The 11,899-nt window shown below is 64.5% G+C and carries 9 protein-coding genes and 1 tRNA gene; 6 read left to right on the top strand and 4 right to left on the bottom strand.

All coding sequences use genetic code 11. The features are described from left to right. The first annotated feature begins 88 nt into the window (after positions 1-88). Positions 89-1,273, top strand: a complete 1,185-nt coding sequence (locus BLU74_RS06510; RefSeq protein ID WP_089766467.1) for an NAD(P)/FAD-dependent oxidoreductase — start codon at positions 89-91, stop codon at positions 1,271-1,273. Positions 1,274-1,376: 103 nt separating this feature from the next. On the opposite strand, the gene BLU74_RS06505 is transcribed toward BLU74_RS06510, so the two are convergent. Further along, positions 1,377-1,910 carry an Rrf2 family transcriptional regulator gene (locus BLU74_RS06505; protein ID WP_089766466.1) on the bottom strand — a complete coding sequence of 178 codons (534 nt, stop codon included), beginning with the start codon at positions 1,908-1,910 and terminating at the stop codon, positions 1,377-1,379. A 254-nt stretch (positions 1,911-2,164) separates the two neighbouring features. Between BLU74_RS06505 and rocF the strand changes: the two genes are divergently transcribed. Beyond that, on the top strand, positions 2,165-3,073 hold the full coding sequence (gene rocF, locus BLU74_RS06500; protein WP_089766465.1) for an arginase: 909 nt from the start codon (positions 2,165-2,167) through the stop codon (positions 3,071-3,073). Positions 3,074-3,191: 118 nt separating this feature from the next. Here rocF and gyrA read toward each other — a convergent pair whose 3' ends face one another. Both gyrA and gyrB read right to left on the bottom strand, forming a co-directional pair. Beyond that, positions 3,192-5,714 carry a DNA gyrase subunit A gene (gyrA, locus tag BLU74_RS06495; RefSeq protein ID WP_089766464.1) on the bottom strand — a complete coding sequence of 841 codons (2,523 nt, stop codon included), beginning with the start codon at positions 5,712-5,714 and terminating at the stop codon, positions 3,192-3,194. Between the two features lie 32 nt (positions 5,715-5,746). Further along, a complete protein-coding gene (gene gyrB, locus BLU74_RS06490) occupies positions 5,747-7,720 on the bottom strand; it encodes a DNA topoisomerase (ATP-hydrolyzing) subunit B (protein WP_089766463.1) in 1,974 nt (657 codons plus the stop codon). 199 nt (positions 7,721-7,919) lie between these two features. Between gyrB and BLU74_RS06485 the strand changes: the two genes are divergently transcribed. Further along, complete coding sequence (locus BLU74_RS06485; RefSeq protein ID WP_089766462.1) at positions 7,920-8,255, top strand: ferredoxin; 336 nt, start codon at positions 7,920-7,922, stop codon at positions 8,253-8,255. A 61-nt stretch (positions 8,256-8,316) separates the two neighbouring features. Beyond that, positions 8,317-8,401, top strand: a tRNA-Leu gene (locus tag BLU74_RS06480). 160 nt (positions 8,402-8,561) lie between these two features. On the opposite strand, the gene BLU74_RS06475 is transcribed toward BLU74_RS06480, so the two are convergent. Beyond that, on the bottom strand, positions 8,562-9,380 hold the full coding sequence (locus BLU74_RS06475; RefSeq protein ID WP_089766461.1) for a hypothetical protein: 819 nt from the start codon (positions 9,378-9,380) through the stop codon (positions 8,562-8,564). Positions 9,381-9,526: 146 nt separating this feature from the next. On the opposite strand from BLU74_RS06475, the gene BLU74_RS06470 reads away from it, so the two are divergent. Continuing rightward, positions 9,527-11,188, top strand: a complete 1,662-nt coding sequence (locus tag BLU74_RS06470; RefSeq protein WP_089766460.1) for a TraB/GumN family protein — start codon at positions 9,527-9,529, stop codon at positions 11,186-11,188. Positions 11,189-11,258: 70 nt separating this feature from the next. Beyond that, positions 11,259-11,894: a zinc metalloprotease gene (locus BLU74_RS06465; protein WP_089766459.1), complete on the top strand. Its 636-nt coding sequence runs from the start codon at positions 11,259-11,261 to the stop codon at positions 11,892-11,894. The last annotated feature ends 5 nt before the right edge of the window (positions 11,895-11,899 follow it).

Genomic DNA, 11,899 nt, shown 5'->3' with positions numbered 1-11,899 from the left:
GAAACCCACGAACGCGGACGATCCCGGGGGGAGCAGTTCTGCGCGGCGTTTCGCAGTCCCTTTATTCGATGCCGCCGCAGGGACAGATATGACTACGCAGGTTGTCGTCGTCGGTTCCGGCTACGCCGGTGCCGGTGCGGTCAAACGACTCGAAGCGGAACTCGATGCGAGCGCGGAACTCACCTGGGTCTCAGAGCACGACTACCATCTCGTTCTCCACGAGGTCCACCGATGCATCCGCGATCCGAGCGTCGAATCGAAGATCGCCATCCCGGTCGACGACATCAAGGCCGACTCCACGGAGTTCGTGAAGGGACACGTCGAGAACGTCGACGTCGACGAGCGCGTCGTCGAACTCGGCGACGACGAGATCGAGTACGACTATCTGCTACTCGGCGTCGGGTCGGGCACCGCGTTCTTCGGCATCGACGGGCTCGAAGCGCACGCTCACGAGCTGAAGGGGCTGGACGATGCCCGAGCGATCCACGCAGACGTCAAGGAGGCCGCCGAGGCGGCCTCACGTGACGATCCCGCGCAGGTCGTCGTCGGTGGTGCCGGTCTCTCGGGCATCCAAACCGCCGGCGAGATTGCCGAGTACCGCGACGAGCACCGCGCACCGATCGACGTGACGCTGGTCGAGGGGCTCGACGAGGTCTTCCCGGGCAACGATCCCGAACTCCAGGGCGCGCTCCGGCGACGCCTCGAAGACCTCGACATCGAGATCCTCACCGGCGACTTCATCTCGAAGGTCGACGCCGAGACAGCCTATCTGGGCGACGACGAGGACGACGACGCCCTTGACTACGACGTCCTGATCTGGACGGGCGGCATCACGGGCCACGAGGAAGTCAGCGAAATGGAACTCGACCAGGACGACCGCTCCCACCGCCTCTTCGCCGATGCTGACTTCCAGACCTCAGACGAGCGCGTCTTCGCGGTTGGCGACACGGCGCTCGTCGAGCAGGGCCCGGACGACGTCGCACCGCCGACAGCCCAGGCAGCCTGGCAGGCCGCCGAAATCGCCGGCGAAAACGTCGCTCGGGCGGCCGCGGGGAAGCCGCTGAAGACCTGGCGTCACGACGACAAAGGAACGGTCGTCTCCGTCGGGGACGACGCCGTCGCACACGATGTCAAACTGCCCGTGCTCGGCGCGTTCCCGGTGAACGTCTTCGGGGGCTCGGCGGCTCGAAACCTCAAGAAGGCCATCGCGGCCCGTTGGATCGCGGACGTCGCCTCGCCACGCCACGCGCTCGACGCGTGGGACAGTATGTGAGATAGGCGGAGACAGACACAGACGAGGAACGTCGTCGAGTTTTTAGCCTGTTTCGGATACGGCTGCGGCTCCGGGCGGTCTGGCAAAGAGAGAGTCTGGAGAGCTAGTGCGAGGCGTCGCCGACGGGCGCGCGCATATCCTCGATGCGGAGAATGAGGATATTTCCGGTGTCGTCTTTCCCGTCCACGGTGCCTTCGATCACCAGTTTCGAGAGCGGCGTCGGGCCGACGGTGACGTTGTCACCCTCGTGGAACTCGCGCACCGAGCCCTGAATGTGGATCTCCGCGCGGCAGAGTTCGGGGTGATGCACCGACGAGAGGTCGATCTCGTCGACGTTCGCGTTCTCGACTTCCTCGTCGTCGTGGAACAGCGGGACGAACGCTGGCTCGTCCATCTGGTCGACGTCGAGGGCCTCGTACGCGTTCGCAGTCGGCTTGTACCCGCCTTTCGGGCCGGGGACGCCCTCGACGAGTTGGAGGGCTTTCAGGCTCTGCATCTGGTTACGGATCGTTCCGGGGTTGCGGTCGACCTCGGCGGCGATGTCCTCGCCCTTTACTGCGTCTTCGTCTTCGCGGTGGAGGTTAATGAGCGCCGTCAGGATGGTTTTCTGACTGGACGTCAGTTCGATCGATGACATAGACTGTGGTTCGCCGCTGACGGCCTTAAATCCGGTGGATGGATTAACGCCACAGCAGGTAGTAATTTCATTCTCCGATGTGTGTATACAATTGTCGAACATAGCTGTACAGAACACAATTCGACTCCCGTTCTGTTCGATTATCAGACAATTCTGTTTCGGCGGAATGGCTTTGTGAGCGCCGGGTCGTGGTGAGATATGGAACCGATCACGAAGCGGGTGACCGCTGCTGCGACTCTGCGAGCGGGTGGCCGATGAGCCGGACCGTTCGGATCATCGGGGCCCCGACCGACTACGGGGCGAACCGTCGCGGCGTGGATATGGGGCCGTCGGCAATCCGCTATGCGGGGTTGGCTGCGCAACTGGAGCGGATCGGCATCGACGTCGTCGATTCGGGTGACGTTCCCGCGCCGCGGGCCGAAGAGCGCGAGCCAGACGCCGAGACGTTCCAATCGGGCGAAGCGAAATTCCTCAGAGAAACTCGACAGGTCTCCACCCGCCTCGGCGACGCGGTCGCCACGGCACTGGATGCCGACCAGACGCCGCTCGTTCTCGGCGGCGACCACTCGGTCGCTATCGGCTCTGTCACCGGTTCGGCCCGTGATGCGGAGATCGGAACCGTCTGGTTCGACGCGCACGGCGACTTCAACACGCCGGCGACGTCGCCGTCTGGCAACGTCCACGGGATGCCGCTCGCGGCGCTGCTCGGGGTCGGCGAGTTCGCGAATCTCGAGTGGCCCGCGGGTGACGGGCTCCGGTCTGAGAGCATCGCGCTCGTCGGGCTCCGTGACGTCGACGAGGCGGAGCGCGAAGCGATCGCCGACAGCCCGGTGACGGCGTTCACGATGTCCGACATCGACGAGCGCGGAATCGCACCGGTCGTCGAGGACGCGCTCGACGTCGCGACGATGGCCACCGACGGGGTCCACGTCAGTCTCGACCTCGACTGGCTCGATCCGCGAGAGGCGCCCGGCGTCGGAACACCCGTGCGCGGCGGCGTCACCTACCGCGAGGCGCACGCGGCGCTCGAGTCCGTGTCGGATCGCGGCTGTCTGCGCTCGCTCGAACTCGTCGAGGTGAATCCGATTCTGGACGAGCACAACGAGACGGCTTCCCTGGCGACTGAACTGGCGGCGAGTGCGCTCGGCAAGCAGATCCTCTGATCGCGTCATAGGTGCCGTACGCGGCGAGGGCGTGCGAGGACTGCACACACCGCGTTTCCGGTGAAAATATCCGATTGGTCGGTAGACAGGACCCGGAAGCTAACGCCCGAACGCGGGGTTATTCGTCGGGATCGTCGCCGGGTTCCTCGTCGTCGTCCTGGGCGGGATGCACGTCGACGCTGGCGACCGCATCGCCCGGTGTCAGGTCCATCACGATGACGCCCATCGTGTTGCGGCCGACCGTCGAGATGTCCTCGACGGGCGTCCGGAGGATCTGACCGTCGCCGCTCATTACGAACAGGTGGTCCGCCGGACCGACCGTCTCGAGTTCGCAGACCCGGCCGTTGCGTTCGTTCGTCTTGATGTCGATGAGCCCTTTTCCGTTCCGCGACTGTCGGCGGTACTGACCGACGTCAGTGCGTTTGCCGTAGCCCTGTTGGGTGACGGTCAGGACCCACTCGTGGCGGTCGGGATCGACGGCTGCGAGCGCCGCGACTTCGTCGTCGCCCTCGAGTTTGATGCCGCGGACCCCACGGGCAGAGCGGCCCATCGCCCGGACGTCCGCCTCCGCGAAGCGAATGGCCATACCGTCGCGACTCGCGAGGATGAGATCCTGCGAGCCGTCGGTGACTTCGACGTCCGCGAGCGCGTCGTCGTCGTCGAGTTTCGTCGCGATGATTCCCGTCGAGCGGATGTTCTGGAACCGGTCGACGCTGGTCCGCTTGACGTACCCGTCTCGGGTCGCGAGGGTGAGGTACTTCTCCTCGTCGGCCTCGATGTCGGCAGTGTTGACCACTGCAGCGATCTCCTCGCCCTCGTCGAGGTCTAAGAGGTTGACCGCCGACTTCCCGCGTGCAGTCCGAGACATCTCCGGCACCTGGTAGGTCTTGAGTTTGTAGACCTGTCCGTGGTTGGTGAAGTACAGGAGATAGTCGTGCGTACTCGCGACGTAGACCGATGAGACGCGGTCGCCCTCCTTCAGCTCGGTGCCGATGATCCCCTTCCCGCCGCGGTGTTGCGCGCGGAAGTTTTCGAGGGGCATCCGCTTGATGTAGTCGTCTTCGGTGACGACGACGACGACGTCCTCCTCGGCGATGAGGTCCTCGTGGGTGACCGTGCCCGTATCTTCGATGATCGACGTTCGGCGGTCGTCGTCGTACTCGTCTTTGATCTCTTCGAGTTCGGACGTCACGACGGCGTCCAGTTCGTCGGGGTCGCGCAGGATCGTCTCTAGCCGCTCGATCCGCGCTTGGACTTCCTCGTACTCCGCTTCGATCTCCCCGGCCTCCATCGCGGTGAGCGAGCCGAGTTGCATCGCGACGATGTGATCGGCCTGCGCCTCGGAGAAGTCGAACGTCGGCAGCGTCTCGCCGTCGACTTCGACGACGTGCTCGCCGCGGAGTGCCGCCTTCGCGTCGTCACGGCTCTCGGAGTTTCTGATGACTTCGACGACGTCGTCGACGTTCTCGAGAGCCGTCAGTCGCCCCTCGAGAATGTGTGCGCGATCCTCCTTCTCTTCGAGTTCGGACGCAGATCGCCGGCGCACGACCTCGCGGCGGTGGTCGACGTACTCGACGAGTGTCTCTTTCAGGTCCAACACCTTCGGCTGGCCATCGACCAGCGCGAGGTTGATCACACCGAACGTCGATTCGAGGTGGTGCTCGAGGAGCTGATTCTTCACGACGTCCGCGTTGGCCCCGCGTTTGAGTTCGACGACGACGCGGATGCCGTCCCGGTCGGACTCGTCGCGCAGGTCGCGGATGCCTTCGATCTTCCCCTCGTTGACGTCGTCGGCGATCCGCTCGACGAGTCGAGCTTTGTTCTCCTGATACGGGAGTTCGGTGATGACGATCCGATCCGATTGGACCTCGAACTCCGCGCGGACGCGGACCCGGCCGCGACCCGTCTTGTACGCCTTGTGGATGGCGTTGCGACCGACGATGTTCGCGCCGGTCGGGAAGTCCGGACCCTTGACGTAGTCCATCAGGTCCTCGATCGTGCAGTCGGGGTTCTCGATGAGGTGGACGGTCGCGTCGATCACCTCTCCCAGGTTGTGCGGCGGAATGTTGGTCGACATCCCGACGGCGATACCCGAGGATCCGTTCACCAGGAGATTCGGTAACGCGGCGGGCAACACCTCCGGTTCCTCCAGTCGGTCGTCGTAATTGGACTGGAAGTCGACGGTGTCCATCTCGATGTCCGAGAGGAGTTCCTCGGCGATGGGCGCCATCCGTGCTTCGGTGTAGCGCATCGCGGCCGGCGGGTCGCCGTCGACCGACCCGAAGTTTCCCTGCCCGTCGACGAGCGGGTAGCGCATCGAGAAGTCCTGGGCCATCCGCGCGAGCGTGTCGTAGATGGCGGAGTCGCCGTGGGGGTGGTAATCACCCATCGTCTCGCCGACGATCGACGAGGACTTCCGGTGTGAAGAGCGGGACGTGACGCCCGCCTCGTGCATCGCATAGAGGATGCGCCGATGAACGGGTTTGAGCCCGTCGCGAACGTCGGGCAGGGCCCGACCCGCAATGACGGACATCGCATAATCGATGTAGGACTGTTCCATCTCCTGTTCGATCCGCGCTGTCTCCACCTCGGCGGCGATGCCTGTGCTCGGATCGAACTCCTCTGGTGCGTCGGAACTCATTGGTCAGTCACCTCGTAAGCGGTAGTGTACATCTAGATGTCAACCCACTCTGCATCGGTCGCTCGCTCTTTGATGAACTGTTTCCGGGGTTCGACCGCGTCGCCCATCAGCACCGAGAACATCTTATCGGCCGTCGCGGCGTCCTCGACGGTGATCTGCTTGAGGACCCGGTTCTCGGGGTTCATCGTCGTGTCCCACAGCTGATCGGGGTTCATCTCCCCGAGCCCCTTGAACCGCTGGACCTGCGTGGGGTTGCCGTTGCACTGTTCTTCGATGATGCGATCGCGTTCGGCCTCGGTCATCGCGTCGTACGTTTCTCCCCGGTACCGAACCCGATACAGCGGCGGTCGCGCCGCGTAGACGTAGCCCGCCTCGACCAGCGGACGCATATGCCGGTAGAACAGCGTGAGCAGGAGCGTTCTGATGTGCGCGCCGTCGACGTCGGCGTCGGTCATCAGGATGATCCGCTCGTACCGCACGTCGTCGATGTCGAACTCCTCGCCGACCCCTGCACCGATGGCCGTGATGAGGGCTCGTACCTCGTCGTTCTCCAGCACGCGATCGAGGCGGTGCTTCTCGACGTTCAGAATCTTCCCCTTCAGCGGGAGGATCGCCTGGAACCGTCGATTACGGCCCTGCTTCGCGGAGCCTCCGGCCGAGTCGCCCTCGACGACGAACAGTTCGGACTCGTTGGGGTTCCGGCTCTGACAGTCCGCGAGTTTGCCCGGGAGTGACGTCGACTCCAGCGCTGACTTCCGTCGCGTGAGCTCTTCGGCCTGCTTCGCCGCTTTGCGAGCCTTCGCTGCCTCGACGGCCTTGCCGACGATCGCTTCGGCGGTGTCGGGGTGTTCTTCGAGGTACGTTCCCAGTTTCTCGTGAGTGACCGATTCGGTGATCCCGCGGACTTCGCTGTTGCCGAGTTTCGTCTTCGTCTGGCCCTCGAACTGCGGGTCGGGATGCTTGATCGAGATGACGGCGGTGAGCCCCTCGCGGACGTCCTCGCCCTTCAGCGAGTCGAGGTCGTCCAGGAGACTGTGCTCCCGGGCGTAGTCGTTGACGACACGGGTGAGCGCCGTCTTGAAGCCAGTGAGATGGGTCCCTCCCTCGCGGGTGTTGATGTTGTTCGCGAAGGCGTGTATCGAGCCCTGGAGTTCCTCAGTGGCCTGCATCGCCACCTCGATCTCGATGCCGTCCTCGGAGTCCGCATAGTAGATGACGTCGTCGTGGAGGACGGTTTTCGTCTCGTCGAGATAGCGGACGAACTCCCGGATGCCGCCCTCGTAGTAGAACGACCGTTCGCGGGCCACACCGTCTGCATCGGGGCTGTCTTCGACCGTCGCTGCGTCCTCGGAGCCGGCCTCACTGCCCGCCTCTTCGACGAGTCGGATCTCGACGCCGGAGTTGAGGAACGCGAGTTCGCGGAGTCGACTCTCGAGCGTTCCGAACTCGAAGTCGACGGTCTCGAAGATCTCGCCGTCGGGCCAAAAGCGGACGGTCGTTCCGGTCTCCTCGTCGGCTTCGAGGTCTCTGACGCGCTCGAACGCGCCCTCTTCGGGCTCACCGTGATCGAAGCTGTCGCGCCAGAGCGCGCCGTCGCGCTTGATCTCGACCGCCAGCCGCTCGGAGAGCGCGTTGACGACGGAGACCCCGACCCCGTGGAGGCCACCGGAGACCTGGTAGGACTTGTTGTCGAACTTTCCGCCGGCGTGGAGCACGGTCATAATGACCTCGACGGCCGGGCGGTCGTACTGTTCGTGTGTGTCGACGGGGACACCGCGGCCGTTGTCGGAGACCGACACCGAACCGTCCTCGTGGAGTCTGACTTCGATGTGGTCGCAGTAGCCCGCGAGTGCCTCGTCGATCGCGTTGTCGACGACCTCGTAGACGAGATGGTGTAACCCCCGAGAGTCCGTCGACCCGACGTACATCGCCGGGCGTTTCCTGACGGCCTCGAGGCCTTCGAGGACCTGAATTTGCCCGGCCCCGTATTCCGTTTCACGTGACATTGATCGTGTCTTCGTTAAGCCACCTCCGTTCTTAAACCCTCGCACGCGCGGGCGCGATGTACCCGTTCCGTAGTTCGCACTGTCTGCTGGCTCCGAACGATTCCCCCTATGTTGATCGACGTATGAGGGCCCCGCTCGCGGCGGTCCCGCAGCCACACAAACCGACAGCACAAAGGCAGCGCCCGCGCTATCACCACATATGAGCGACGCGCCGAAACCGAGCGAGATCGGTTCTGAGACCGACGCGCCGCCGGTCTCTGAGAAGCCCTACAAGATCATCTTCGAGGGGAACAAATGCATCGGTGCAGGTCGGTGTGCCGAGGTCGCAGACAACTGGGAGATGGACATCGAGTCAGGGCTCGGGCGGCCACAATCGTACTTCATCGACGAAGACGAACTGGACGAGAACGTGCGCGCGGCCGAAGTCTGCCCGGCGAAGAAGGACAAGGGTGTCATCCACGTCATCGATCGGCGGACCGACGAGGAGGTTGCACCGGATCCCCACGGGGATGGGACCCTCAGCGTGGACTGGTGAAGGGATGAGACACCGTCCGAAGCGAAACCTCTAACCCCGCGTCCCGGAAAAGCCCGATTGCGCGGGGGTGGCTGAGCTAGGCCAAAGGCGGCGGACTTAAGATCCGCTCCCGTAGGGGTTCGTGGGTTCAAATCCCATCCCCCGCATTCGATGTCCGAGCCATAGTGAGGACTCGTGTCGAACGGTGGGAGTTGAATCAGGGAGCGGCTACGCCGCGACCGTGGTTCAAATCCCATCCCCGCATACGAATCCGCGAGCGACAGCGAGCGATTCGGCTTCTGTGACCCTACCAGCCACAAACGACGCTCAGTCGGTGAGCGCCGCTGCCTCCGGGAGATACTCTCGCGCCGTCCGCTCGGCTTCCGTCCCTGCGGGCACTAACTCCGGTTCAGTCGGTGGCTCGTCGAATCGGTCCGGGTCCGGTTCGACAGGTGCCAGCATCTCGGTGAACATCGACCCGCGGCGACCGGCCGCGCCGACGATGCCGCCGTACCTCGGTTCGTCGTCCGGGAGATCGTCGGGATGCGGGAACTGTTCGTGATACGTCTGTGCGGCCCGTCGGAGGTAGTCGGCCGCCCGGTCCTGCTCGTGCTGGCTGTCGTCGAAGTACTGCTGGGCGTGCGGGTCGTCGGGCCCGACTTTCGCGTGCCCGGGTGACTCGAAGATGACCGACTCGGTCGTCGTGTGAACGTGCGGGAAACGGAGGTTCGCCGTGTAACTGTTCGGATATCGGATAATGAGTGGGAAGAACAGCATCCCCGGAACGGTCGAGCGCCGTTGGATCCGCCACAGCGCCTCGAGATAGTAGACGGCGAGCGCGCCGGTTCGATCGTCGCGTTCACCGGTAATGTACGCCTTCGCGACCGCCTCGTAGTCGTCGCCGGCGACCTGCCGAAGCCGGTATTTGCACCGCTTGGCGATGTACTCGAACTCCCGCTCGTAAGCCTGTGCGACCGATATCGAGGGGTCCGAAAGCAACTCGGCTTTCCGGCGACATCCCTCCGCGAGGAGCGTCGCAGTTTTGTGGAGTTGCCTCTCGGCCTCCTCGTCCAGTAACGGCATTCGAACCGCTTGCCCCTCCAATACGTCGGCTCGATTGTACCACCTTTCGTCCCCTTGTCCCATTACTCCCCACTACGTGATATTCAGATAATAACTTCAACGATCATATGTGTGCGGTCCCAGCGGGACGCTCGGGACCGGAGCGGACGTGATTCACCAGTGCCGACTGCTCCGACAGGAGTAAAAACCACCGTGCGGTATGGAGAGCAATGAGTCAGGAAGCGGCCGAGGAGGGTCGCGTCCGCGTCGTCGGCACCGCGCACGTCTCCGAAGAAAGCATCCGCGAGGTCGAGGAGACGATCGAGGCCGAACGTCCCGACGTCGTCGCTGTCGAACTCGACGAGGGGCGGTATCGACAGTTGAAGGGGGGCGAACCAGACGACATCGAACCGAGCGATCTGCTCTCGGGCAACACGGTGTTCCAGTTCATCGCGTACTGGATGCTGTCGTACGTGCAGGCGCGATTGGGTGAGAAATTCGACGTGACGCCCGGCGCGGATATGCTCGCGGCCGTGGAAACCGCCGAGGAAGAGGGGATCGACGTCGCGCTCGTCGACCGCGACATCAACGAGACGATGCGGCGGTTCTGGACCCAGATGGGAATCGTAGAGAAGTTCCGGATGATCGGCGGGCTGGCCTTCGGCATCGGCGACAACCGGGGCGTCGGACTCGCGGCCGGCGCGGTCCTCGGCCTCCTGTTGGGGCCGCTCGTCGCGATCTTCGGCGGCAGCGTCGGACTCGGACTGCCGGTTCTGACCCGAATCGCGGGTGGTGCGTTCCTGGCGGTCGGCGTCGCCGCGGCCGTCTGGTTCGCGTCGGCGTCGATGGGCACTGCGGAGGACCGACTCCTCGCGGCGCTCGGACTCGGCATCGCCGTGGGCGGGGTCGGCGGCGTCGGACTCGGACTCGCCGAGCCGGTGACGGACGTCCTGGGACCCTTCGTCGTCAGGATCGTCGGGAGTATGACCCTCGGCGTGGGCACTGGTCTGCTCGTCGGCGGGGTGCTGGGCCAGTTCGCCACTGCGTTCGGGTTCGGCGAGGTCGAAGACGTCGACGAGTTCGATATGTCTGAGATGACAGACACCGACGTCGTGAGCGCGATGATGGAGGAGTTCCGCCAGTTCTCGCCCGGGGGTGCAGCGGCGCTCATCGACGAGCGCGACGCGTTCATCGCACACAAACTGGTCGCGCTCCGACAGCACGGCGCGGACGTCGTCGCTGTCGTCGGCGCGGGTCACAGGGAGGGCATCGAACGGTACCTCGAGCATCCGGAGGAACTCCCGCCGATGGAGTCGCTTACGGGGACACAGGGCGGCAGGATTCCGTGGGCGAAAGTCGTCGGAACGGGCATCTCCGTCGTCGTGATCGGCTTCTTCGTCCTGCTGGCGCTCTCGTCCGCCGGGGACGATACGCTGCTCCGCCTGTTCGGCGCGTGGTTCCTGGTGAACGGGCTCTTCGCCGCCGGACTCGCGAAGGCGGCCGGCGCGCGGTGGTCGTCCTCGCTCGTCGGCGGCGCGGTCGCGTGGATGACGTCGATCAACCCCTTCCTCGCGCCGGGGTGGTTCACCGGATACGTCGAACTCCAGTACGACCCGGTGAACATCTCCGACATCGGTACGCTCAACGAGTTGCTCGCCGACGAGGAGAAGCCGATTTCGGACCTGCTCGAGGAGATGTTCGCCGTGCCGCTGTTCCGGCTCATCATCGTCGTCGCGGCGACGAACATCGGGAGCATCGTCGCCTCGGCACTGTTCGTCGCCTATCTGCTCCCGCTGTTTGCACTGGATCTCGGCGGCGCTGCGGGCGTGACACGACTGCTCTTCGAGGGCGCACAAAACGGCTGGGAGATCCTCTGGGGCACGGTCGCGTGAGACCACCGGGCTGGCGGGCACACCCCCGCACCCACAAGGCCCAAATCTCGTCGGCCCGAACTCAACAGGGATGAGTACGTCTTCCCTCTCGTTTAGCTCCAAAGAGCTCCAGGATCTGGCACTCGCGTGGGTCGCGCTGGGCGTCGCGTTCGCCATCTTCTTCGCCGGCGGCGGCCAGCGCGCCGTCTCTGGGATCCTCCAAGGCGGGATCGTCGGACCGATCCTGCTGAGCCTCCTGACCGCCGGAATGGGGTTTCTCCTCCACGAGGTCGCCCACAAGGTCGTCGCCGTGCGGTTCGACCAGATCGCGGAGTTCCGCGCTGACTACGGAATGCTATTTCTCGCGGTCGTGAGTGCACTTGCCGGATTCATCTTCGCTGCCCCGGGCGCAGTGCATCACCGCGGACGACTCACGCGTCGCGAGCACGGACTGATCGCGCTCGCCGGGCCAGCGACGAACGCCATCCTGGCTTTCATCTTCGTCCCGGTGTTTGTGGTGGGCGTTCTCCTCAGCTCGGAGTTCCTCGCACTCGTGGGGTCGCGCGGGCTGACGATCAACCTCTTTCTCGCGACGTTCAATATGATCCCGTTCGGGCCGCTCGACGGGAAGACCGTCCTCGGCTGGAGCAAGGTCGCCTTCGTGGCGTTCTTCGTTCCCTCCGTCCTGCTGACGATCGGCGCGTTCGTCTCGGGCTTCGGGTTCTGAGACCG

This window comes from Halobellus clavatus, from assembly GCF_900107195.1.
Lineage (GTDB): Archaea > Halobacteriota > Halobacteria > Halobacteriales > Haloferacaceae > Haloquadratum > Haloquadratum clavatum.
This window is presented reverse-complemented; position numbering and strand designations above follow the sequence as displayed.